General features: G+C 69.9%; 25 protein-coding genes and 1 pseudogene. 18 read left to right on the forward strand and 8 right to left on the reverse strand.

All coding sequences use genetic code 11. From position 1 onward, the window contains the following. Positions 1–45: 45 nt before the first annotated feature. The 4 genes from ftsE (at position 46) to NPA30_RS16795 (ending at position 3,434) form a co-directional block, all read left to right on the forward strand. Entirely contained in the window at positions 46–705 is a 660-nt protein-coding gene (ftsE, locus tag NPA30_RS16780) for a cell division ATP-binding protein FtsE (protein ID WP_256803928.1), read from the forward strand. Then, positions 698–1,693, forward strand: coding sequence for a cell division protein FtsX (locus NPA30_RS16785; RefSeq protein WP_256803929.1), 996 nt, complete (start codon positions 698–700; stop codon positions 1,691–1,693). The genes ftsE and NPA30_RS16785 overlap by 8 nt, the downstream gene beginning before the upstream one ends. A 90-nt stretch (positions 1,694–1,783) precedes the next feature. Further along, entirely contained in the window at positions 1,784–2,506 is a 723-nt protein-coding gene (locus NPA30_RS16790; protein WP_256803930.1) for a YdcF family protein, read from the forward strand. A 109-nt stretch (positions 2,507–2,615) separates the two neighbouring features. Beyond that, positions 2,616–3,434 carry a lysophospholipid acyltransferase family protein gene (locus tag NPA30_RS16795; protein WP_256803931.1) on the forward strand — a complete coding sequence of 273 codons (819 nt, stop codon included), beginning with the start codon at positions 2,616–2,618 and terminating at the stop codon, positions 3,432–3,434. On the opposite strand, the gene NPA30_RS16800 is transcribed toward NPA30_RS16795, so the two are convergent. Next, entirely contained in the window at positions 3,399–3,956 is a 558-nt protein-coding gene (locus NPA30_RS16800; protein WP_256803932.1) for a gamma-glutamylcyclotransferase, read from the reverse strand. The genes NPA30_RS16795 and NPA30_RS16800 overlap by 36 nt on opposite strands. A 49-nt stretch (positions 3,957–4,005) precedes the next feature. On the opposite strand from NPA30_RS16800, the gene NPA30_RS16805 reads away from it, so the two are divergent. From NPA30_RS16805 to NPA30_RS16825, 5 genes are all read left to right on the forward strand, one after another. Continuing rightward, entirely contained in the window at positions 4,006–5,025 is a 1,020-nt protein-coding gene (locus NPA30_RS16805; protein ID WP_256803933.1) for a DUF2125 domain-containing protein, read from the forward strand. 216 nt (positions 5,026–5,241) lie between these two features. Continuing rightward, a complete protein-coding gene (locus NPA30_RS16810; protein ID WP_256803934.1) occupies positions 5,242–6,258 on the forward strand; it encodes a sulfate ABC transporter substrate-binding protein in 1,017 nt (338 codons plus the stop codon). After that, entirely contained in the window at positions 6,255–7,169 is a 915-nt protein-coding gene (gene cysT, locus NPA30_RS16815) for a sulfate ABC transporter permease subunit CysT (protein ID WP_256803935.1), read from the forward strand. The genes NPA30_RS16810 and cysT overlap by 4 nt, the downstream gene beginning before the upstream one ends. Further along, positions 7,159–8,067: a sulfate ABC transporter permease subunit CysW gene (cysW, locus tag NPA30_RS16820; protein WP_256803936.1), complete on the forward strand. Its 909-nt coding sequence runs from the start codon at positions 7,159–7,161 to the stop codon at positions 8,065–8,067. Before cysT ends, cysW begins: the two co-directional genes overlap by 11 nt. 6 nt (positions 8,068–8,073) lie before the next feature. Further along, positions 8,074–9,105, forward strand: a complete 1,032-nt coding sequence (locus NPA30_RS16825) for a sulfate/molybdate ABC transporter ATP-binding protein (protein WP_256803937.1) — start codon at positions 8,074–8,076, stop codon at positions 9,103–9,105. Between the two features lie 124 nt (positions 9,106–9,229). On the opposite strand, the gene NPA30_RS16830 is transcribed toward NPA30_RS16825, so the two are convergent. From NPA30_RS16830 to pheA, 3 genes are read right to left on the reverse strand one after another with little or no spacing between them, the layout of a single operon-like run. Next, complete coding sequence (locus NPA30_RS16830) at positions 9,230–10,168, reverse strand: prephenate/arogenate dehydrogenase family protein (protein WP_256803938.1); 939 nt, start codon at positions 10,166–10,168, stop codon at positions 9,230–9,232. Further along, the gene (hisC, locus tag NPA30_RS16835) at positions 10,165–11,274 is read right to left on the reverse strand and encodes a histidinol-phosphate transaminase (RefSeq protein WP_256803939.1); all 1,110 of its coding nucleotides are present in this window, start codon (positions 11,272–11,274) and stop codon (positions 10,165–10,167) included. Before hisC ends, NPA30_RS16830 begins: the two co-directional genes overlap by 4 nt. Positions 11,275–11,329: 55 nt before the next feature. Further along, positions 11,330–12,127: a chorismate mutase gene (gene pheA, locus NPA30_RS16840; RefSeq protein WP_256803940.1), complete on the reverse strand. Its 798-nt coding sequence runs from the start codon at positions 12,125–12,127 to the stop codon at positions 11,330–11,332. A gap of 184 nt (positions 12,128–12,311) precedes the next feature. On the opposite strand from pheA, the gene metX reads away from it, so the two are divergent. From metX to NPA30_RS16855, 3 genes are read left to right on the forward strand one after another with little or no spacing between them, the layout of a single operon-like run. Continuing rightward, a complete protein-coding gene (gene metX / locus NPA30_RS16845) occupies positions 12,312–13,496 on the forward strand; it encodes a homoserine O-acetyltransferase MetX (RefSeq protein WP_256803941.1) in 1,185 nt (394 codons plus the stop codon). Further along, on the forward strand, positions 13,496–14,146 hold the full coding sequence (gene metW / locus NPA30_RS16850; protein ID WP_256803942.1) for a methionine biosynthesis protein MetW: 651 nt from the start codon (positions 13,496–13,498) through the stop codon (positions 14,144–14,146). The genes metX and metW overlap by 1 nt, the downstream gene beginning before the upstream one ends. Positions 14,147–14,205: 59 nt before the next feature. Continuing rightward, positions 14,206–14,847, forward strand: a complete 642-nt coding sequence (locus NPA30_RS16855; RefSeq protein WP_256803943.1) for a glutathione S-transferase family protein — start codon at positions 14,206–14,208, stop codon at positions 14,845–14,847. Here NPA30_RS16855 and NPA30_RS19690 read toward each other — a convergent pair. Next, positions 14,819–15,785: pseudogene (locus tag NPA30_RS19690) on the reverse strand (AraC family transcriptional regulator). The gene NPA30_RS16855 and the pseudogene NPA30_RS19690 sit on opposite strands and share 29 nt — an antisense overlap. A gap of 97 nt (positions 15,786–15,882) precedes the next feature. Here NPA30_RS19690 and NPA30_RS16870 point away from each other — a divergent pair. After that, entirely contained in the window at positions 15,883–16,620 is a 738-nt protein-coding gene (locus NPA30_RS16870) for an SDR family oxidoreductase (RefSeq protein WP_256803944.1), read from the forward strand. 155 nt (positions 16,621–16,775) lie between these two features. Here the strand turns inward: NPA30_RS16870 and NPA30_RS16875 are convergent, their stop codons facing one another. After that, on the reverse strand, positions 16,776–17,375 hold the full coding sequence (locus NPA30_RS16875; protein WP_256803945.1) for a LysE family translocator: 600 nt from the start codon (positions 17,373–17,375) through the stop codon (positions 16,776–16,778). A gap of 100 nt (positions 17,376–17,475) precedes the next feature. Here NPA30_RS16875 and NPA30_RS16880 point away from each other — a divergent pair, with 100 nt between their 5' ends. Then, entirely contained in the window at positions 17,476–18,342 is an 867-nt protein-coding gene (locus NPA30_RS16880) for a LysR family transcriptional regulator (RefSeq protein ID WP_256803946.1), read from the forward strand. Positions 18,343–18,384: 42 nt separating this feature from the next. Here the strand turns inward: NPA30_RS16880 and NPA30_RS16885 are convergent, their stop codons facing one another. After that, on the reverse strand, positions 18,385–19,407 hold the full coding sequence (locus NPA30_RS16885; protein WP_256803947.1) for a zinc-binding alcohol dehydrogenase family protein: 1,023 nt from the start codon (positions 19,405–19,407) through the stop codon (positions 18,385–18,387). A gap of 101 nt (positions 19,408–19,508) precedes the next feature. Between NPA30_RS16885 and NPA30_RS16890 the strand changes: the two genes are divergently transcribed. Further along, positions 19,509–19,880 (forward strand): winged helix-turn-helix transcriptional regulator, encoded by a 372-nt coding sequence (locus tag NPA30_RS16890; protein ID WP_256803948.1) that lies wholly within the window; start codon positions 19,509–19,511, stop codon positions 19,878–19,880. 49 nt (positions 19,881–19,929) lie between these two features. Here the strand turns inward: NPA30_RS16890 and NPA30_RS16895 are convergent, their stop codons facing one another. After that, positions 19,930–20,661, reverse strand: coding sequence for a class I SAM-dependent methyltransferase (locus NPA30_RS16895; RefSeq protein WP_256803949.1), 732 nt, complete (start codon positions 20,659–20,661; stop codon positions 19,930–19,932). A 271-nt stretch (positions 20,662–20,932) separates the two neighbouring features. Here NPA30_RS16895 and gloB point away from each other — a divergent pair, with 271 nt between their 5' ends. The 3 genes from gloB (at position 20,933) to NPA30_RS16910 (ending at position 23,020) form a co-directional block, all read left to right on the forward strand. Continuing rightward, positions 20,933–21,703, forward strand: a complete 771-nt coding sequence (gloB, locus tag NPA30_RS16900; RefSeq protein ID WP_256803950.1) for a hydroxyacylglutathione hydrolase — start codon at positions 20,933–20,935, stop codon at positions 21,701–21,703. Next, the gene (locus NPA30_RS16905; protein WP_306228969.1) at positions 21,700–22,155 is read left to right on the forward strand and encodes a cupin domain-containing protein; all 456 of its coding nucleotides are present in this window, start codon (positions 21,700–21,702) and stop codon (positions 22,153–22,155) included. Before gloB ends, NPA30_RS16905 begins: the two co-directional genes overlap by 4 nt. A 151-nt stretch (positions 22,156–22,306) precedes the next feature. Then, on the forward strand, positions 22,307–23,020 hold the full coding sequence (locus NPA30_RS16910; protein WP_256803951.1) for a hypothetical protein: 714 nt from the start codon (positions 22,307–22,309) through the stop codon (positions 23,018–23,020). Positions 23,021–23,172 lie beyond the last annotated feature (152 nt).

A 23,172-nucleotide genomic window follows, 5' to 3' on the forward strand; every position in this document is an offset into this window, starting at 1 on the left:
AATGACGTGATTCGGCGGAAGCGAAAGCGCGAAAGAGGTGACGGCTTGATCCGTTTCGAGAATGTCGGTCTGCGCTACGACATGGGGCCGGAGGTGTTGCGCGATCTCTCCTTCGAGATCCGCCCCCAGTCCTTCCAGTTCCTCACCGGACCGTCCGGTGCCGGCAAGACCAGCCTTCTGCGCATGCTGTTCCTGGCGCTGAAGCCGACGCGCGGCCTGATCACCGTACTCGGCCGCGACGTGTCGACGCTGTCGCGCGGCGATCTTCCGGCGATCCGCCGGCGCATCGGCGTCGTGTTTCAGGACTTCCGCCTGCTCGACCACCTGACAACCTACGAGAACGTCTCGCTGCCGCTGCGGGTGCGCGGCAAGGAGGAGGCGAGCTATCGGCAGGACGTGGTCGACCTGATCAAGTGGGTCGGGCTCGGCGAACGGATGAAGGCGCTCCCGGTCGTCCTGTCCGGCGGCGAGAAGCAGCGTGCGGCGATCGCCCGGGCGCTGATCGACCAGCCCGACATCCTCCTCGCCGACGAGCCGACCGGCAACGTCGACCCGCCGCTCGCCCGTCGGCTGCTTCGCCTGTTCCTCGAGCTCAACCGCACCGGCACGGCGGTGGTCATCGCGACCCATGATTTCGGCCTGATGGATCAGGTCGAGGCGCGCCGGCTGGTGCTCGCGGACGGGAGGCTGCAGATCTATGACTGATGCCGCCGCGCCCCCCGCCGCCGGCCGCTTCGCCGCGCTGCGCCGCCGCCTCGCCCGCCGCGCCCGCGAGGAGCGCCAGACGCCGATCGTGCCACCCGGCAACGTCGCGGGCCGGGCGCTGATGACGGTCATCGGCATCATGACCTTCCTGGCCTCGCTGACGGTCGGCGCGGTGACGCTCGTCGCCGACACGGCCTCGGCCTGGCAGAGCCAGATCTCGCGCGAAATCACCGTGCAGGTGCGACCGGACGACGGCCTCGACATGGCCGCCGCGCTCGCCAAGGTACGTGCGACGGCGCTCGCCACGCCCGGCGTGCGCAGCGCCGAGATCATGGGGGACGAGGCGACGGAGCGGCTGCTCGAGCCCTGGCTCGGCGACGACCTCGACCTCAACGACCTGCCGGTTCCCCGCCTCGTGGTCATCGCCATCGACGAGGCGGCGCCGCCCGACTTCGCCGGCCTGCGCGACACCCTGCGCATCGCCGTACCGCAGGCGAGCCTCGACGATCACCGGGCGTGGGTGTCGCGGCTCGTGACGATGGCCCACGCGACGGTCGTCATCGGCATTGCCATCCTCACGCTGGTGCTGGTGGCGACGACCCTGACCGTGGTCTTTGCCACCCGCGGCGCGATGTCGGGCAACCGGCACATCATCGAGGTGCTGCACTTCGTCGGCGCCCGGTCGGGCTTCATCGCCGCCGAATTCGAGCGGCATTTCCTCAAGCTCGGCCTGCTCGGGGCCGTGGCGGGCGGCTCCACCGCGCTCGTCCTGTTCTATGCCATGGGCCGCTGGACGGCACTGAACGAGGCGACGCCGGAGGCCGACCAGATCAGCGCGCTGTTCGGTTCCTTCGCCATCGGCTGGACCGGATATGCCGGCGTCGTCCTCCTCGTCGCAACCGTGGGCGGTCTCACCGCATTGACCTCACGCCTGACGGTGACGCGACAGCTGGCGGCGATCGACATGATCTCGCCGGTCGAGCGGTAGGATCTCGTTAACCCTTTGATCTCAGACTCCTTCAACCGACTGCCAAAGAACGCCTCGCCGATGCCACTCTCGTCCCCTACAGTTCCACAGATGACGAGCGTGGCGTCCATCGGCGAGGGCGATTCGAGGCTGGTGCGGCGGCCCCGCCTGCGGGCGCTCGCGGCCCGGCACCCCTGGTCGACGCGCCTGGCTCTGGCCTGCGCCGTCGGCACGCTCCTCGGTGGCGGCTACCTCGCCGGCGGCTTCCTCGGCTTCGCGCAGGAGGTGGCGAGTTTCGCCGCCCGCCCGCACGACCAGCGGGCCGACGGCATCGTGGTTCTCACCGGCGGTGCGCAGCGGCTCGACCAGGCGATCGATCTCCTCAAGGACGGGCGGGCGCGGCGCCTCCTGATCAGCGGCGTCAACCCTGCGACCAGCGCCCACACCCTCTCCAAGCTGACCGAGACGGATCAGGCGCTGTTCGACTGCTGCGTCGACATCGACTATGCCGCGCTCAACACGGTCGGGAACGCAGAAATGACGGCACGCTGGGCACAGGCGCGAGGCTTCGGCAGCCTGATCCTCGTCACCAGCGACTACCACATGCCGCGTTCGCTGCTGGAGTTCGACCGGCTGCCGGCCTCGCCGGTGATCACGCCTTATCCCGTGGTCCGCGACGACCTTTGGGCGACGCGCAGCATGCCGAGCCTGGCCGGGTTCAGGGTGCTCCTGACCGAGTACGCCAAGCTTCTGGCGGCGCGGCTGCGCTATGCCGCCGGCATCGAGCCGACCGCGTCCGTCAACGACCGCATCGCCCATCTCGCCGCCAACTGAGCGCTGGCGCAATGCCTTCCGCCGCGTGGACGGGTTGTCCCTCCCGCCGCCCTGTGGCATCGGGAATCGCCCGCGCGCCGGGCGGTCACAAGTCTGAGGTCGCCGCCCGATGCTGCTCGCCCGCTCGATCGCCTTCACCGTCCTGTTCTATCTCAATCTGGCGGCCCGGCTGATCCTGTCCCTGCCGGTGTTTCTGCTCGGCTCCGAGCGAGCCTGCTGGGGGATCGTCAAGGGCTGGGGGCGCTCGAACATGTCGCTCCTGCGCATCGTCACCGGCACGCGCTCGGCGGTCACCGGAAGCGAGCACCTGCCGCATGGACCGGCCATCGTCGCCGCCAAGCATCAATCGTTCTGGGAGGTCTTCGCGCTCCTGCCGGCGATCGTCCGGCCGAGCTTCGTCCTGAAGAAGGAGCTGATGCACGTCCCGCTCTTCGGCCTCTATGCGCGGCGAATGGGGATGATTCCGGTCGACCGCAGGAAGCGGGGTGCCGCGATCGCCTCCATGGTCGCGGGGGCGCGGGCCGCCATCAGGGACGGGCGGCAGATCGTGATCTTCCCGGAGGGCACGCGGACCCGACCGGGCGCCGAGCCCGCCTATCGCTCCGGCATCTACCATCTCTATGCCGAACTCGGGCTGCCGGTGGTGCCCGTGGCGGTCAACTCCGGGCTGTTCTGGCCGAGCCGGGGCATCCGGCGCCCGCCGGGCACGATCCGGGCCGAGTTTCTGCCGCCGATCGAACCCGGGCTGGATCGCGCGACCTTCATCGCGCGGCTCGAGGCGGTGATCGAAGGCCGGACCGCCGAACTCGTGCGCGAGGCCTTCGCCGAGAACCCGCGTCTGCCGAAGACCCCGCAGGTGGAGCGGATCCTGGAGGAGGCGCCGCCGCCGCGATCAGCCGCTCCGCAGGGCGCTGCCCGCATGGCTTGAGCCGACGGGCGCCAGCCGGTCGACCACCTGCTCGAGCCAGGCGTCCTTCAGACCCAGCCCGTGGATTTCGGCGAGGGCGTTGGTGACGTACTCGCGGTTGGCGCCCGACCGGCCATGCGCGCGGGTGACGATCGTCGCCGCCGTCTCGACGCTCACGCGGCCGGCATATTGCGGGTGGCCCCGGTCGACGATGAAGGTCAGGGCCCGCGCCGCACGCCCGTCTGCCAGGCGGACGGGGAGTGTGGTCTCGCGATAGACATTGGTGACGAGCTCCCGGCTGCGCAGGTATTCGGTAACGCCCCGGCGCTTGTCGGACGCGACCCTGAAGGCCATGCCCACACAGGAGCCGCCGCGGTCGAGCCCGAAGACGAGGCCCGGCCGCTCCGGCGTGCCACGGTGAACGAAGGAGTGGACGCACAGCGCGCGATGGTAGCCGCCAAGCCGAGCCTTCACGCGTTCTTCATAGTCGAAATCCGGACGCCAGATCAGCGAGCCGTAGCCAAACACCCAAAACTCGTTCATCGCCTACGCCATCAGCCCGCTGCGCCGGGCGCTTAGAAAGGTTCCGCAGATGGCCGTGTCAAGGTCGCGCGACCGGCGGCGCACCCGCCGCGCCTATGTCGGCATCGTGGTCGTCGCGCTCCTCCTGTTCGCCGCCCTCTCCGCCGCCTGGCTCTATCTGGCGGGACGGCTGGAGAACGAGGTGGCGCGGCAGATCGATCGTGCGCGGGAGGAGGGGCTGTCGATCGGGTGCGCCAACCGCGACGTCTTCGGCTACCCGTTCCGGCTCGGGATCCGCTGCGACGCGGTGACGGTGGACGGCGCCAACGGCATGCTGCGCATCGCCGGCGGCGCGATCCGTACGGCGGCCCAGCTCTACCGGCCGAACCGCATCGTCGCGGAGATCGACGGGCCGCTGCTCGTCGACACGCCGCAGGCGCCGCCGGTGGACCTACGCTGGACGTTGACCCAGGCGAGCGCGACCTTCTGGCGCGAGGGCCTCGACCACTTCGCGCTCGTGTCGGACGCTCCGGTGCTGTCGCTCGCCCAGCCCGCGGCCGACCGTCAGCCGCTCGCCGAGGCGGCCCACACCGAGACGCATGTGCGCCGGCGCGAGGGCGACCTCGACGCCGCGTTCTCGGCGACGCAGGCAAGGCTGGTGATGCCCGGTGCACCGGACCTGCCGCCGGCCGACCTCTCCCTCGACCTCACCGTCGGCGGTGCGGCCGACTGGCTGTCCGGGCGGATGAACGGGACGGCGCGCGAGCGTCTTGCCGGCCGGCCGATCACGTTGCGCTCGGCGCGGGTCGATCTCGGCGCGTCGGAGGCAGACCTCTCCGGCACCGTGCAGTTCGATGCGGACGGCCGGATGTCGGGCACCCTGCATCTGTCGCTGCTCGGCGCCAACGAGATCGCGATGCTGGTGGGCCAGGCAGCCCCCGACCTCGCGAGCCTCGCCAACACGATCGCCGCGGTCCTGCCGCTCGCCGGCCGGCAGGAGAACGGCCACACGGTGATCGACATCACCGCCCGCAACGGCCAACTCGCCGCCGGCATCGTGCCGCTCGGAACGGTGCCTCGGCTGGACTGAAGGCCGGCGACGGCCGGTCGATCCTGCGGTGGAGGGACGTGGAGCGCTGCACGACGGCGGCGCGGAGTCTTGAACGGGCCGTGCTGCGGGGACGGTCGGGCGAGACAGCTTTTTCTATAAAGCAGCCAGACTATAAACGCGTCAGGCTGTCGCGTCGTGATCGTGTCGCAGATGATATCGTCCAGACGTCATCCTGTTTTCTCAGGAGGAGCGAACATGAAAAGACCGGGAACGAGACTGCTCGCCGCGATTGTGCTCTCGCTGGGCCTTGGCGGGCCGGTGCTGGCGGCGGATCAAACCATCCTCAACGTGTCCTATGATCCGACCCGCGAGTTCTACAAGGCGTTCAACCAGGCCTTCGCGAAGCATTGGAAAGAGGAAACCGGCGACAGCGTCACCATCCGCCAGTCGCACGGCGGCTCCGGGTCGCAGGCCCGCGCCGTGATCGAGGGGCTGGACGCGGACGTCGTGACCCTGGCGCTGCAGGCCGACATCGACGCCATCGCCAAAAGCGGCGCGATCAAGCCGGATTGGCGCAGCCGCCTGCCGAACGACGCCGCGCCCTACACGTCCACGATCGTGTTCCTGGTGCGCAAGGGCAATCCGAAGGGCATCCACGACTGGGGCGATCTGGTGAAGGACGGCGTCGAGGTGATCACGCCGAACCCGAAGACCTCCGGCGGCGCCCGCTGGAATTATCTCGCAGCCTGGGCCTGGGCGTCGCGGCAGAACGGTGGCGACGAGGCGAAGACGACAGCCTACATGGCCGAGCTCTTCCGCCACGTGCCGGTGCTGGATTCGGGGGCCCGCGGCGCCACCACCACCTTCGCCGAGCGCGGCATCGGCGACGTGCTTCTGGCTTGGGAGAACGAGGCGCTGCTGACGCAGCAGGAACTCGGCGACGACGAATTCGACATCGTCGCTCCCTCGCTGTCCATCGTGGCTGAACCGCCGGTGGCGGTGGTCGACCGGACCGTCGAGGCGAAGGGCACGCGGCAGGTGGCGGAGGCCTATCTGCAGTATCTCTACGCGCCGGAAGGGCAGAAGCTCGCGGCGAAGAACTTCTACCGCCCGACGAAGCCCGAGAACGCCGACCCCGAGGACCTCGCGCGCTTCGCCAAGCTCGACCTCGTGACCATCCGCGATCCGCTGTTCGGCGGCTGGGAGACGGCGCAGCCGAAGCACTTCGGCGACGGCGGCGTCTTCGATCAGATCTTCAAGCCATCGCATTGAGCAGCGCTGCGAACGGTGGCCGCGCGAGGCGATCGCGCGGTCCGCACCCACCGTCGGCGGGGGCTTCGGGCCAACGCGCCTGGTTCCACAAGCCGAGCGTCGTCCCGGGTTTCGGACTGACGTTCGGGTTCGCCGTCACCTATCTCGCGCTCGTGGTGCTCGTCCCGCTGGGCGTTCTCCTGCTGCGCGCCACAGGCGTCGGCTGGTCGGGCTTCGTGCAGACGGCACTCGACCCGCGTACGCTCGCCGCGCTGCGCCTGACCTTCGGCGCGTCCTTCGCGGCCGCCACGATCAACGCCGTGTTCGGCGTTCTCCTCGCCTGGATCCTCGTCCGGTACCGGTTTCCAGGCCGGCGCCTCTTGGACGCCGCGATCGACCTGCCCTTCGCGCTGCCGACGGCGGTCGCGGGCCTGACGCTGGCGGCGCTCTACAGCCGCAACGGCTGGATCGGCCAGCTCTTCGCGCCGCTCGGCATCCGCATCGCCTACACGCCGCTCGGAGTCGGCGTGGCGCTGCTGTTCGTCTCGCTGCCTTTCATGGTGCGCACCGTCCAGCCGGTGATCGAGGAGATCGACCGCGAGGTCGAGGAGGCCGCGGCCACGCTCGGCGCGACGCGTCTCCAGACGGTGGTGCGCGTCGTGCTGCCGTCGCTCGTCCCGGCGATGCTGACCGGCTATGCGCTGGCGTTCGCGCGGGCGATCGGCGAATACGGCTCGGTGATCTTCGTCGCCGGCAACCAGCCCTACGTGTCGGAGATCGTGCCGCTTCTGATCGTCTTCCGGCTCGAGGAGTTCAACTACCCGGCTGCGACGGCGATCGCGACGCTGATGCTTCTGATCTCGTTCGCGATGCTCCTGTTCGTCAATCTCGTCCAGGCCTGGAGCCGGCGGAGGTTCGGTTATGGCAGCTGAGACGGACACCACCGCCGTTGCCGACAGGGGCGCGGCCGCTCCCGCGGCGCGGCGACCCCGTCCGGTCACGACGGAGACGCCGCTGACGCGGGCGCTGCTCCTCGCGGTCGGCCTCGCGTATCTCGCGCTGTTTCTCTTCCTGCCCCTGGCGGCGGTCTTCACGGAGGCCCTGCGCGACGGCCTCGACGGCTATCTGGCATCGATTCTCGAACCGGATACGCTTGCCGCCATCCGCATGACCCTCCTCGTCGCGGCGCTCGCGGTCCCGTGCAACGTCGTCTTCGGGATCGCTGCGGCCTGGGCGGTCGCCAAGCACGAGTTCCGCGGCAGGAGTCTCTTCGTCACGCTGATCGACCTGCCGTTCTCCGTCTCGCCGGTGATCGCCGGGCTCGTCTACGTGCTCCTCTTCGGCTCGAGCGGCGTGCTCGGCGCCTGGCTCCAGAGCCATGGAATCACCGTCATCTTCGCGCTGCCCGGCATCGTGCTCGCGACCATCTTCGTGACCTTTCCCTTCGTGGCGCGCGAGCTGATCCCGCTGATGCAGGAGCAGGGCACTGGCGACGAGGAGGCCGCGGTCTCGCTGGGTGCCTCCGGCTGGCAGACGTTCCGCCGCGTGACGCTGCCGAACGTGAAGTGGGGTCTGCTCTACGGCGTGCTGCTCTGCAACGCCCGCGCGATGGGAGAGTTCGGGGCGGTCGCCGTCGTCTCGGGCCGCATCCGGGGCGAGACCAACACGATGCCGCTGCAGGTCGAGATCCTGTCCAACGAGTTCCCGCTGTCGGCCGCCTTCGCGGTCGCCTCGCTGCTCGCGCTGCTGGCGCTGCTGACGCTCGCGCTCAAGACCTTCCTCGAATGGCGCTACGGCGACGAGATGTCGTCTTCGCAGCCCGGACACTGACATCTCATGGAAATCTCCGTCCGCAACGTGCGCAAGGACTTCGATCGCTTTCCGGCGCTTCACGACGTCTCGCTCGACATCCGCTCGGGAGAGCTGATCGCACTCCTCGGCCCTTCCGGCTCCGGCAAGACGACGCTGCTGCGGCTGATTGCCGGTCTGGAGTTTCCGAGCGAGGGACAGATCTTCTTCGGCGCCGAGGACGCTTCGGCGCGCAGCGTGCGCGAGCGGAACGTCGGGTTCGTGTTCCAGCACTACGCCCTGTTCCGGCACATGACGGTCGCCGACAATATCGGCTTCGGGCTGACGGTGCGCCCGAAAGCGACGCGCCCGTCGCCAAAGGAGGTCCGGCGCAGGGTGCTCGAGCTCCTCGACCTCGTCCAGCTCCCGGGGCTGGAGAACCGCTTTCCGCGCCAGCTGTCGGGCGGCCAACGCCAGCGCGTCGCCCTCGCCCGCGCGCTCGCCATCGAACCGGCGGTGCTGCTGCTGGACGAACCCTTCGGCGCGCTCGACGCCAAGGTGCGCAAGGATCTTCGCCGCTGGCTTCGCGACCTGCATGACCAGACGGGTCACACCACGGTCTTCGTGACGCACGATCAGGAGGAGGCGCTGGAGCTCGCCGACCGTGTCGTGGTGATGAGCCAGGGACGGATCGAGCAGGTCGGGACTGCGGATGACGTCTATGACCGGCCGGCGAGTCCGTTCGTGTTCTCGTTCATCGGGCAGTCGAACGTCCTGCCGGTCGAGATCCGCGGCGGATCCGCGCTGTTCGGCGGCACGGTGCTGGGAGCGGCTGCGGAGCCGGACGGGCCACGGCGCATGTACGTGCGCCCGCACGACTTCGACATGTTGCCCGAGGGGGAGGGGGGCCTCGCCGGGCGGATCGTCGTGGCTCGCCGGACGGGCGGTTCGCGGTTCTGTACGGTCGACCTCGACGGCGTTCCGATCGAGATCGAACTGCCGCACGACGGCAGTGCCGTCCGCCCGGGCGATCGCATCGCCGTCAGGCCACGCCGCTGGACGCTGTTCGACAACGCCTGACGTGCGCCGCCGCCTTGCCTGCAGCCGGCTCATCGGAGCAGCACCCGCCGGAGACCGGGTCGCGGGCGGTGCGTCGCCTCGCGCCGGGCGCCCCGGCACTACTCCGACCTTACGGCCGACCGCCTCAGTTCTTGCCCTCGGCGCTTCCGAGTTCGCGTCCGAAATTCGGCTTGGCCGTGTCCTGACCAGCCTCGACGATGCCGCGGCGGATGGCGCGGGTGCGGGTGAAGAGGTCGAACAGCGCGTCGCCGTCGCCCCAGCGGATCGCCCGCTGCAGCGAGGCGAGATCCTCCGAGAAGCGGGCAAGCATTTCGAGCACGGCATCGCGATTGTTGAGGAACACGTCGCGCCACATCGTCGGGTCGGAGGCGGCGATGCGGGTGAAGTCGCGAAAGCCCGAGGCCGAGAACTTGATCACCTCGGACTGCGTGACAGTCTCCAGGTCGGCGGCGGTGCCGACGATGTTGTAGGCGATGAGGTGCGGCACGTGGCTGACGATGGCGAGCACGAGATCGTGGTGCTCGGCGGTCATCACCTCGACCATCGCGCCGCAGCCTTCCCAGAAGCGCTGCAGGCGGGCGACCGCCTCGGGATCGCTGCCCTCGACCGGCGTCAGGATGGTCCAGCGGTTCTGGAAGAGCTCGACGAAACCCGCGTCCGGGCCGGAGTTCTCGGTGCCCGCGATCGGGTGCGCCGGCACGAAGTGGACGTGCTCGGGCATGTGCGGCTGCATCTGGGCGATGACCGAACCCTTGGTCGAGCCGACGTCGGAGACGATGGTGCCGGCCTTGAGCGCCGGGGCGATGGCCTCGGCGACGGCGCCCGAGGCGCCGACCGGCACCGAGAGGATCACGAGATCGGCGTCCCGCACGGCGTCGTGCGGGTCCAGGTGATAGCTGTCGCCGAGCTTCAGCTCTTGCGCCCTTGCGAGCGTTTCGGCGCGGCGGGTCGAGACCGCGACGTGGCCGGCAAGCCCATGCCGACGGATGTTGTGGGCAATGGACGAGCCGATGAGGCCGATGCCGATCAGCGCGACGCGCTGGAACAGGGGCTCTACGGTCATGTCGGGCCGCCGAGGAAGGTGGCGAGCGCGGCGACGACGCCGCGGTTGGCCTCCTCGCTGCCGACCGTTATGCGCAGGGCGTTCGGGAATCCGTAGCCGGAGACGCGTCGCAGCACGTAGCCGCGTTCTGCGAGATACGTATCGGCGTCGGCAGCCGTCCTGCCGGCAGTGTCCGGGAAGTGGATCAGCACGAAGTTGCCGACGCTCGGCGTGACGCCCAAGCCAAGGGCTTCGAACTCGGCGGTCAGCCACTCGCGCCACTGGAGATTGTGCGCGACCGCCCGGTCGACATGCGCCCGGTCGCGGATCGCGGCGGCGCCGGCCGCAATGGCGATGGCGTTGAGGTTGAACGGCCCGCGCACCCGGTCGAGCGCCTGCACCACCGCCTCCGGCGCATACATCCAGCCGATGCGCAGCGCCGCGAGCCCGTGCACCTTGGAGAAGGTGCGGGTCATCACGACGTTCTCGGCCGAGCCGACGAGTTCGATGCCGGACTCGTAGTCGTTGCGCCGGACATATTCGGCATAGGCCGCGTCGAGCACCAGCAGCACGCGCTTCGGCAGGCCGGCCTGCAGCCGGCGCACCTCGTCGAAGGGGAGGTACGTGCCGGTCGGGTTGTTCGGGTTGGCGAGGAAGACGAGCCTCGTCTTCGCCGTCACGGCGGCGAGGATCGCGTCGACGTCGGCGCGTGCGTCGCGCTCCTTCACCACCACAGGAGTCGCGCCGCGCGCCTTGATCTGAATGTTGTAGACGAGAAAGCCGTGCTCGGTGTGGATCGCCTCATCGCCAGGCTGCAGGTAGACCGCGGTCACGAGGCCGAGCAGCTCGTCCGAGCCGTTGCCGCACAGGATGTTCTTCGGGTTCAGCGCGTAGGTCTCGGCGATCGCCTGCCTCAGCGCGTTGGCCTGGCCGTCCGGATAGAGCTCGAGGCTGGCGGTCGCGGCCTCGACGGCGGCGCGGACGTCGGGCGAGGGGCCGAGCGGCGTCTCGTTGGAGGAAAGCTTGTGCAGCTTCACGCCGGGCGCGGCCTTGTCGCGGCCGGGCACGTAGGCCTCGATGTCCATCACGCCGGGATTGGGGACGGGGCGCTCGGTCTCGCGCGACATGACGGAGGATCCTTGCCGAAGACAGGACGAACTGTGGAGTCGAGGGCCCGGGGGGTCAGGCCGGGATCTGCAACGGAGCCGCATAGCCGCCCACAGGGCGGATGTCGAGGGCGGCGGGGAAGGCGGCCTCCACCGCCGCACGCGCCCCGGTGCAGGCGACGAGCCGGCTGGTGATGCCGTCGCGTTCGGCGGAGGCCAGAACCTCGACAGCATCGCCGGTCGACGCGCTCCCATCGCGCGTCCGCACGACGAAGCAGGACACCTCGTTCGCGCCGGGATCGGCAAGCGGCGGCGAGAGCACCACCGCATCGAGCCCGGCCGCGCGGTTGTCGGCGCGGAAGAACGGCAGGCGGGCCATGATCTGAACCGTGTCGAGCGCGTCCCACCACGAAGCTTCGGCATCGCCGAGCGGCACCAGCCCGAGCCGGTCCTGCGCGCCGCCGCCGAGCGCGTCGACGACCGCCGACGCATCGGCGCAGACGCGCATCGGCACGCTGTAGCCGAAGTAGAAGCGCGCCGACTCCACCGCGGCGACGACGTCCGCGCCGGGCGCGACGACGACGTCGAAGGGCGCCTGCAGGGCGGTGAAGGTGGAGATGATCTCGCGCCACAGATGCTCGATCGCCGTCAGCGGCAGGTGGCCCTGATGGCGCTTCACCATCCGGCGCATCATGTCGGCCTCGCGCCCGGGGCGGAATGCGGCGCCGTTGCGTGCCGTGCCCTTCACCTCGATCAGTTCGTCGATCACGGTGGCGCGCTGCATCAACAGGCGATGCATCGATTCGTCGATCGCGTCGATCTGGGCCCGGAGTTCGGCAAGCCGCGCGGCGGCGTCCCTCGGTGCGGCTGTCATGTTCTCGGCCTTGTACGCATGATCGGAAGGCGGTGTTAGCGCCGGTGCCGCGAAGTTGCAAAAACGCGGCGGGTAACGGTCTTGCAAGGCGAGGCGGGATCATGTTCATCGCCGGGACGAATGCAACGGGAAGCTCCCTCGCGTCCGGCGGCCGCCGCTCCGGAGCGGGGAGATCGGCACGCTCATGACCATCAAAGCCGCCGGCCAGCTCCGCAAAGCCGAAACCGCCCGCAACGAGGCGGTCGAGCCCTCGGGGCCGGTCGCGCATTTCGGACCGGACGAGCCGCTGCGGCTCGATGCAGGTCGCGAGCTGTCGCCGTTCCAGATCGCCTACAACACCTACGGCACGCTGAATGCCGACAGGTCGAACGCGATCTATGTCTGCCATGCACTGACCGGTGACCACCACGTCGCCAGCACCAACCCGGTGACCGGGCGCGACGGCTGGTGGTCGTCCATCATCGGGCCGGGCAAGCCGATCGATACCGATCGCTACTTCGTCATCTGCTCCAACGTCATCGGCGGCTGCATGGGCTCGACCGGGCCGGCCTCGATCGACCCCGCGACGGGCGAGCCCTACGGCCTCGACCTGCCGGTCCTCACGATCCGCGACATGGTGCGGGCGCAGGCGATGCTCGTCGACCGGCTCGGGATCGACACGCTGTTCGCGGTGATCGGCGGCTCGATGGGCGGGATGCAGTGCCTGCAATGGGCGGTGAGCTACCCAGAGCGCGTCTTCGCGGCGCTGCCGATCGCCACCGGCGCCCGTCATTCGTCGCAGAACATCGCCTTCCACGAGGTCGGCCGGCAGGCGGTGATGGCCGATCCGGACTGGCGGGCCGGTCGCTACATCCTCGAGGGGACGCGCCCGCACAAGGGACTCGCGGTGGCCCGCATGGCCGCGCACATCACCTACCTGTCGGAGGCGGCGCTGCAGCGCAAGTTCGGCCGCAACCTGCAGGACCGGGAGGTGCTCGGCTTCGGCTTCGACGCGGACTTCCAGATCGAGAGCTACCTGCGGCACCAGGGCATGACCTTCGTCGACCGCTTCGACGCCAACAGCTACCTCTACATGACCCGGGCGATGGACTATTTCGACATCGCCGGCGACTTCGGCGGGCGGCTCGGCGACGCCTTCAAGAACACCCGCACCCGCTTCTGCCTCGTCTCCTTCTCGTCCGACTGGCTGTTCCCGACCGAGGAGAGCCGCGCCGTCGTCCACGCGCTCAACGCGGCCGCCGCCTCGGTGTCCTTCGTCGAGATCGAGACCGACCGCGGCCACGACGCCTTCCTGCTCGAGGAGCCGGAATTCTTCGGCGCGATCCGCGGCTTCCTCTCCTCGGCGGCCCGGGCGCGGGGGATCGGCTGATGGACGCGCCGCTCGCCACATCCGAGGCGGTCGTCACTGCCGCCCCGGCCTCGCGCATCGACTTCGAGGTCATCGCGAGCCTCGTTCGACCCGGCAGCCGCGTCCTCGACGTTGGCTGCGGCGACGGATCGCTGCTGCAGATCCTGCAGACGCGCCGGCAGGTGGACGGGCGCGGCATCGAGCTCAGCCAGGCCGGCGTCAACGAGTGCGTGGCCAAGGGCCTGTCGGTGATCCAGGGCGACGCCGACCGCGACCTCGTGCATTACCCCGACGACGCCTTCGACTACGTGATTCTGTCGCAAACCATCCAGGCGACGCGCAACCCGAAGCTCGTCCTGCAGGATCTCCTGCGCATCGGGCGGCGCGCGATCGTTTCCTTCCCGAATTTCGGCCACTGGTCGATCCGCCTGTCGCTCGGCCTCTACGGCCGCATGCCGGTGACGCGCAACCTGTCGCAGAGCTGGTACGAGACGCCCAACATCCACTTCTGCACCATCCGCGACTTCGACGGACTGGTGAAGGAGATCGGCGCGAAGGTGGAAACGGCGACGGCGCTCGACGCCACCGGCCAGCAGATGGGCATGCGCATGCCATGGGCCTTCTGGAACCTCTTCGGCGAGCAGGCGGTCTTCGTTCTCAGCCGTTCGTGAGTGGCCGGGGCCGCACCGCGCGGCTAAGCTCGACTTACGATCGAGGAGGGGAGTCGCGCATGCTGACGGTCTGGGGACGCAGAACCTCGTCCAACGTCCAGGTGGTGATGTGGGCGATCGGCGAGCTCGGGCTCGCCTATGAGCGCCACGACGTCGGCCACCGCTATGGCGGCAACGACACGCCCGAGTTCCTGGCGATGAACCCGAACGGGCTGGTGCCGGTGGTCAGGGACGGCGACGGCCCGCCGCTCTTTGAGTCCTGCGCGATCCTGCGCTACCTCGCCGGCCGCTACGGCGAGCCGCCCTTCTGGCCGACCGATCCCGCCGAGCGCGCCCCGATCGACATGTGGGCGGAGTGGGCCAAGCTCAACGTCCTCGCCAACTTCGCCGGGCCAATCTTCTGGCGCGTCGCACGCACCGCGCCGAAGGACCGGGACACGGCGGCGATCGCGACTGCGGTCGAGACGCTCGCCCGCTTCCTGCGCATGGCGGAGGACCGCTTGGCGCGCCACGCTTTTCTCGTCGGCGAAAGCCTGACGGAAGCCGACATCGTCTTCGGCTCGATGCTCTTTCGCTATCACGACCTGCCGATCGACAGGCCGGACCTGCCGGCGCTGAAGGCGTACTACGGGCGGCTGACCGCCCGGCCGGCCTACCGGGAGCACGTCATGGTCAACTACGACGAGCTGAAGGTCGGCTGACGCCGTCCGTCGCGCCGGCCGGCGCTTCGGCCGCCGGGCGTGACGGCCAATAGCGCCGCGGCGAGCAGCCGTGGATGCGGCGGAACGCATTGCCGAAGGCGCTCTCGGAGGCGTAGCCGAGACTGGCCGCGAGGTCGGCGAGGGACGTGCTCGCATCGCGCAGGGCGTGCCGCGCCCGCATCATCCGCCAGCGCGTGAGATACTCGAGCGGCGCCACGCCGACGCTGCGCCGGAACCGGAGGGCGAAGGCCGAGCGCGACATGCCGCTCGCGCGCGCCAAGGCCGCCACGGTCCAGGCCGTCGCCGGCGCGCGGTGCATCAGCCCCAGGGGCCGTGCCGATCTGCCGGTCGGCGAGCGCCCCGAGCCAGCCGGCCGCCTCAGCGCCCCCGCGATCGACGTGAGCGCGAAGCGCCTGCACCAGCAGGATGTCGCCGAGCCGGCGCGTCATCAGTCCGGAGCCGATCGCTCCGGCGGCCAGTTCACGGTCGAGAAGGGCGAGCGTCGCGCGCAGGACCGGCGCGGCGAGGTCGCCGGCGGGGACGTGGACGACCGTCGGCAGCGCGCCGAGCACGCTCGCATCCCGAATGTCGTCGTACTCGAAGATCCCGCCGAGGAGGATGGTGTCGTCGCCGTCATGGCGTGCGACGTCCGACCGTGCCCAGTCGAAGGCCGTCATCCCGTCGACCGCCGCCAGCTCCGGGTCGTTCGCCACCACGTAAGACGGGGCGTTGGTGAGGAGGATCGTGTCGCCGGCCGCAAGCTCCCGCTGGCCGTCGCCGTCGACGGCGAGGGTGCAGGCGCCCCGCAGCACCGCGACGAACTTCAGGCGCGAGCGGGCTGGAAACCGGAAGCTCCAGCGCCCGGCCGCCTCGAGCCGGGTGACACGCGCCGCCCTGATCGACAGGAGCGCGAAGACGTCCGACAGCGGATCATGCATCGGGTTTGGACGATCTCGACGAAAACATGGCGCTTCCAGCATGGCGCGTCCCCGCGTCCAGCGCAACAACCGCGGACGCAACACGGGAGGTCTAACCATGCAGGGTATCGGAGGAAAGGTGATCGCCATCACCGGCGCGAGCAGCGGCATCGGCCGCGCGACGGCGACGCTGCTGGCTGAGCACGGCGCGCGGCTGGTGCTCGGCGCACGGCGGGCCGAAGGCCTCGAGACGCTTGCGGACGACATCGCGGGGGCGGCCGAGCGGCCGCTCGTCGTCGCGATGGACGTCACGCGGCGGGAGGACGTCGCCCGGCTGGTGACGGGGGCCTGCGAGCGCTTCGGCCGGCTCGACGTCTTCGTCAGCAATGCCGGGATCGGCCCGATCTCGCCGCTCGACGACCTGCGCGTGGAGGACTGGGAGGCGATGATCGACGTCAACCTGAAGGGGCCGCTCTACGGGATCGCGGCAGCGCTGCCGGTCTTCCGCCGGCAGGCCAGTGGCCAGTTCGTCAACATCCTGTCCACCGCCGGGCTGACCATCCGTCCGACGATGGCCGTCTATGCCGGCACCAAGCAGGCGATGCGGGCCGTCGCGGAGGGACTGCGCCAGGAGGCCGGTCCGAACCTGCGCGTGACCAACGTCTCGCCAGGCTATGTCCGGACCGACTTTGCGCGCTCGATGACGGACCAGGCCCTGCGCGCCGACATCGAGGCGCGCATGGGCGACATCGCCATCGGTCCCGATGCCATCGCCCGGGCAGTGGCCTTCGCCATCGCCCAGCCGGCCGATGTCGATGTCGGCGACATCGTCGTCCGGCCGACCGCGCAGGGCTGAGACCGCTTCCAGCGGAGCGGCCGTGTCAGCCGCTCCGCAGCTCCGCCCCAAGCCAGCCGGCCAGCACCGCCTTGTCCCGCGCCTTGTCACTCTCGATGAAAGCGTGGGTGCGCTTGAGGGTGGCGAGAGCGGCAACGTCGTCGTGCGCGCCTTGATCAGTCGAGCCACATCGGCAGGATCGACGCGGCGAGCAGGGCAGCCAGTGCGCCGTTGACGAGCCGCCACTGCCAATCGCGGCGCAACAGCCGGGACAGCATCTGCCCGGCGAGGCACCAGAGGGACAGCGACAGAGCCGAGGCGCTGGCGAAGACGAGGCCGAGAATGAGGGCGAGACGTCCGGGCGTGTCGGCGAGCGTCGCGAACGAGGCCGCCGCGCCGAGCGTCATGGCCCAGCCCTTGGGATTGTTGAAGAGCAGCCACAGGCCGCCGACGAAGCTCGTCGGCTGGGCTGCCGCACCGCGCGCGTGCGGTGAACCGCTGCGCGCCAGCCGTACGGCCAGCCACAGAAGGTAGGCCGTTCCGATGGCCCTGATGGCGATCGCCAGCCCGGGGATCGCCAGCAGAAGTCCCGCCAGACCCGCCGCCGATGCCGCCGCAAGGATGCCGAGCCCGAGCGCGATGCCGGTCATCAAAGGCAGCGACCGGCGGTAGCCGAAATGCGCGCCCGAAGCGGTGGCAAGCGTTGTCGCACCTCCGGGCGAGAGGGTGGCGATGGCGGCGAAGAGGAGGAGCGGCAGAAGCGGCTGGATGGACAAGGGAGGCCTCTCGAGCGTCAAGCCATCGTCTCTACAAAGCCGACCCGGTTTAGCATAACGAATGTTGCTTCACCTCAGTATTAGCATTCATAATGAAGCCATGGCTCGGAACCTTGACCTCGATCTGCTCCGCACCTTCGTCGCGTCGGCCGACTGCGCCAGCATGACGCGAGCCGCCCAGCAGCGGAATCTGACGCAGGGGGCCGTCAGTCAGCAGATGAAGCGGCTGGAGGTGATCGTCGGTGCGCCGCTCGTCAACCGGGATCGGCGGGGACTGCAGTTGACGGCGTCCGGTGCGCAACTTCTGCCGCGGGCGCGCCGGATGATCGAGCTCAACGACGAGACGGTCGACGTGCTGTCTGGGCAGATGCTGGCGGGGCATCTCACTCTCGGCGTGCCGCCGGACCTCGTCGGGAGCCTCGTCGGCCCTTTGCTCCGGCGCTATGCCGAACTGCATCCATCGGTTCAGGTGTCGCTGCTGTCGGCCGCCTCGCCGGCGTTGAGCCGGATGGGCGAGCGCGGAGAGGTGGACCTCGCGCTCGTCGAGGAGCCGGCGAGCGCGGTGACTGGCGAGTGCCTGCGGGTGGAGCGGCTGCAATGGGCCGGAGCGAAGGGCGGTGGCGCCCATCGCCGGACGCCGCTGCCGGTGTCGCTGGTGGCCGAAAACTGCGCCTTCCGGCCCGTACTGGCGGATGCGCTCGATGCGGCGGGCCTGTCCTGGCGGAGCGTATTCGAGGGCGGCGGCATCGAAGCGACGACGGCAACGGTGCGCATGGATCTTGCCGTAGCCGCCTGGCTCGCCTCGACGCTTCCGCCCGACCTCGAGGTCCTTGGGGTCGAGGCGGGATTGCCGGCGCTCCCGAGCTTTGCCATCGTCATGCATCTGCCGCGCCGCCCAAGCCGGGCGGCGCAGGAGATGGCGCGGTTGCTGCGGGACGACAGCGCCCGCCGCCCCGACAGCGCCTGAGCGGGTCCGCAGACGCCGCCTTGGGCCGGCTCCGGCTGCGGCTCAGCCCTTCGGCCAGCCGGCCAGCACCACCTTGCCGCGCGCCTTGCCGCTCTCGATGAAGGCATGGGCGCGCTTGAGGTTGGCGGCGGTGATCGCGCCGAAGCCATCGGCCATCGTCGTGCGGATCGCGCCCTTGTCGACCATCTCGGACAGGTGGTTGAGGATCTGGTGCTGGGCGTCCATGTCCGCCGTCTCGAACAGCGAGCGGGTGAACATCAGCTCCCAGTGCAGCGACAGGCTCTTGGTCTTCAGGGCGTTGACGTCGAGGCCGGTCGGGTCGTCGATCAGGCCGAGCCGGCCCTGCGGCGCGATCAGCTCGACGATCTCCTGCTGGTGCGCCACCGTGTGGGTGGTGGCGAAGACGCAGGCCGGAGCGCCGACGCCCAAAGCGGCGTATTCGGCCGCGATCGGCCTGGAGTGGTCGATCACGTGATGGGCGCCGAGCTCCTTCGCCCACTCCATCGTCTCCGGCCGCGAGGCGGTCGCGACGACGGTGAGGTCGGTGAGCTTGCGAGCGAGCTGGATCGCGATCGACCCGACTCCGCCGGCGCCGCCGACGATCAGGAGGGCGTTGGCCGCGTCCGGCACCCTGCGCTTCACGTCGAGCCGGTCGAACATCATCTCCCAGGCGGTCAGCGACGTCAGCGGCAGCGCCGCAGCCGCCGCCATGTCGAGCGACTTCGGCTTGCGCCCGACGATCCGCTCGTCGACGAGGTGGAACTGTGCATTGGTGCCCGACCGGTTGATGGTGCCCGCATAGAACACCTCGTCGCCGGGCTTGAAGTAGGTCGCGTCCGGCCCGACGGCGGCGACCACGCCGGCCGCATCGTAGCCGAGCACCTTGACCTCGCCGGGCTCGGCGCCCTGGCGCTTGCGCACCTTGGTGTCGACGGGGTTCACCGAGACGGCCTGAACCTCGACCAGGATGTCGCGGCCCTTCGGCTCGGGCCTCGGCAACTCGACATCGAGGAGGGCTTCGTCGTGATCGATCGGCAGGGACTCTCTGTAGGCGACGGCGCGCATGGCGGCTTCTCCGTGTTGCGTTCTGGGGCGGAGATGCGCCATGGACGCGATACGTGCAAGAATGCACATCAACCGCACATAGTATCGAAACGGATACCACCATGGCCCGCGTCCGCCACAAGCGCCTCGACTGTTCTCCCGGCTGCGCGGTCGAGGGCGTGCTGCAGCTGGTGGACGGCAAGTGGAAGGGGGTGATCCTCTACCATCTGCTGGAACAGGACGTCCTGCGCTTCAACGCGTTCCGGCGGCTGATGCCGAACGTCACGGCGCGCATGCTGACCAACCAGCTGCGCGAGCTGGAGGCGGATGGGCTGGTGACCCGTACGGTCTACGCGCAGGTGCCGCCGAAGGTGGAGTACGGCCTGTCGGAGCGCGGCCGCAGCCTCGAGCCGGTGATCACCGCGCTGAAGCGCTGGGGCGACGCCCATCTGGAGCTGTCGCCGGGGGAGGACAGCCTCTCGGACGCGGCATGACCCTCGGCGGACGCCGCAACTGCGCGAGCCGGCGCGCCCGCCGCTCGTCTCAGGATGGCACGCCCTGCGGCACCAGCACCGGCTTCGGCACCTTGAGGCGGCGACGGGTGCTGGCGGCCGGGATGCCGCGATAGATCTGCTTGGTCGCCTCGACGATCACGACTCCGGAGAAGACCGGCCAGAGCGAGCGCCCGAGGCGCTCCATCGCCGGCGCGAGGCCGAGGAGCGAGCGGCGGCGGAACGGCGGGAACAGGAGCGCGTCGGTCCAGGCGGTCGGGGTGAAGGTGGCGTCGCGCATCAGGCCGAGCAGCTGCCGCCTCGACCATGGACGACCGGAACCGAAGGGCGTGTGTTCGAACCGGGTCCAGACGCCGCGCCGGTTGGGCACCACGACCACCAGTCGGCCGCCCGGCGCCAGCACCCGCCAGGCCTCGAGGAGCATGTCCTGCGGCTTCTCGGCGAACTCCAGCGCATGCACCATCAGGATGCGGTCGACCGATGAATCGCCGAGCGGCAGCTCGTCGTCCTGCACCAGCGCGGTCGCCGTCAGGCGCCCCGGGGGCCAGGCCAGTGCGCCCTGTGCCGCGGGCATCAGCGCCAGCGTGCGCTCGGCATCGGCGCCGAAGCGCTCGAGATAGGGCAGGGCATAGCCGAGGCCGACCAGCCGCTCCTCCGCCACCGGCCGCCACACCGGCGAGAGCGCCAGCGTCACCGCGCGCTGCGCGGCGATCCCCAGCGGCGAGGCATAGAACTCCCGCAGGTCGAGGATGTCGGCATTCATCGTCGAAATGGCGAGGCTCCCCGGGCGGTCCTTCGGACGCCGACCCTATAGCGTGCTTTGCCGGCGATCATAAGCGGGAGGATTGACCAGGGCTGGACCGGCGCGCACGCCGATGGCGCCTTGCACGCTCCGCGAGCGATGGGCCGACCGCAGCCCCGCCACGACCTTGGCCGGCGCCGCGATCTCGAACCGGCTGCCCACCGGCAGATGGGTTCGATATTTGCCTTAAATACTCTAGATGCGGCTGCAACGGTCGAAGGAGCTGTCCACCATGTCCAGCATCGAGATCCACCAGTTCACGTGCCGTAAGGACAATTTCGGCGTCCTCGTGCACGACCGGGAGCACGGCACCACCCTGTCGATCGACGCGCCGGAGGAGGCGCCGATCCTTTCGGCGCTGCAGGAGAAGGGGTGGGGGCTCGACTACATCCTGACGACCCACCATCACGGCGATCACGTGGAGGCCAACGAAGCCCTGAAGGCGCGCTTCGGCGCCGAGATCATCGGACCGGGCCGCGAGCAGGACCGGATCCCGGGCCTCGACCGGCCCGTCGTCGGCGACGAGCATCTGATCCTGGGGGAGGTGCTGGTCGAGACGATCGACACGCCCGGCCACACTATCGGAGAGATTTCCTATCATATGCCGCTGGCCCAGGCGGTGTTCACTGCCGACGCCCTGTTCTCGCTCGGCTGCGGCCGCCTCTTCGAGGGGACGCCGCAGATGCTGTGGGACTCGCTCAAGCGGTTGCGCGAGCTGCCGGACGAGACCATGCTCTATTGCGGCCACGAGTACACCGCGACCAACGCGCGCTGCGCGCTGACCATCGACCCGGACAACCTGCTCCTGCGCGAGCGGGCGACCGAGGTCGAGCACCTGCGCGCCGCCGGCAAGCCGACGCTGCCGGTGCGGCTTGGGCAGGAGAAGAAGACGAACCCGTTCCTGCGTGCGGACGATCCTGACATCGCCAAGGCCATGGGGATGGAGGGGGCCGATCCGGTCGAGGTCTTCGCTGCCATGCGCAAGCGGCGCGACTCGTTTTGATCCCGAGAAGCGCCCTTGCCGTCATCGAGCGGCTGCAACTGCAGGCCCATCCGGAAGGCGGCTGGTACCGCGAAACGTTCCGCGACGCGGCGACCGAGGCGAGCGGCCGGGCACGGTCAACGGCGATCTACTACCTGCTGGAGGCCGGCGCGACATCCGAATGGCATCGGGTCACGGACGCGGTCGAGGTCTGGCACTGGTATGGCGGCGCGCCGCTGATGCTGACCGTCTCGCCGAACGGCCACGACGCGACGGCGCGGCGGCTCGGCCCGAACGTCCTGATGGGCGAGCTGCCGCAGATCGTGGTGCCGGCGAACCACTGGCAGACCGCGACGAGCCTCGGCGAGTACACGCTCGTCGGCTGCACCGTCGCGCCGGGCTTCGTGTTCGAGAGCTTCGAGATGGCGCCGCCCGACTGGCGCCCGTCGCCGCGTCCGCCGCGCAGTGGTTGAGCGGCTCGAACAGGTCGACTTGCGGACGATGGCTTAATCGTTCGTTCGCCAACATTCTACTTAGCGATGATCTCACGTCTCGATGGAGGAACATCCCGCTCCGGCTCGATTTGACTTCTGCATCGGAAGTAGATCGGCAGGAGATTTTAGCATGCTGCATGTTCACTCGAAATGTATGCCGCTGTTGCTCTCGGTGGCCCTCTCGATCGGTGTCTCGTCTGCTGCGGTGGCGCAGGCGGGTGTCGGTGCCGGAGCCTCCGCCGGTGACGGCGTATCGGCCGGCGCTGGAGTCGGTCTCGGCGGAGGCGATGGCGTCGAGGCCGGCGTCGGCGCTTCGCTCGGCGGCGGGAGCGGCATTGGCGTCGGGGCGGGCGGATCACTCGGTGGCTCCAGCGCCGCGAATGCCGGCGCGGGCGCCTCGGCCGGCGGCGGCTCGGGCGTTGGCGCCGGAGCCGGAGCCTCGCTCGGCGGTGGAAGCGGGGCGGACGCGGGCGCGACGGCATCGCTCGGCGGCGCGGATGGAGCGAGCGCCGGGCTCGGTGCGTCCGCCGGAGGCCGCCGTGGCATCGGCGCCAATGCCGCTGCCTCGCTCGGGGGTGCCGGTGGCACGACCGCCGGCGTCGACGCCGCCCTCGGAGACGCGAACGGCATCGCGGGCGCGACGCGGAACGGCATCAACCGCGCGGCGCCGAACACGGCGGTCGGAGTGGTCAGCCCCAACGCGACGGCGAGCTTTGCCGCGTACGAGTCGATGAGCGCGCCGGAGCGGCGCAAGCTGCAGATCCGGTGCAAGAGCGTGACGAACAACGCCGCCACCTATGACAGCGCCCTCGTCGAGCTCTGCCGGATGGTCGCCAGCCGCTGATCGGCAGCGGCGCGAGGTCGGGCCTCGCCGCCTCCCTCACACCGGTCCCCGGGCGCCGGCCGACGCCGACGCCCAGCCCCTGGCGCCCCGATCGCGCCCGCCCGGAAAAGCTTCGGTCCCCCGTCGCCCTCCGCGTTGCATCCTGCTATGTG

It is taken from the genome of Mangrovibrevibacter kandeliae (genome assembly GCF_024519155.1).
Classification (GTDB): Bacteria; Pseudomonadota; Alphaproteobacteria; order Rhizobiales; family Rhizobiaceae; genus Mangrovibrevibacter; species Mangrovibrevibacter kandeliae.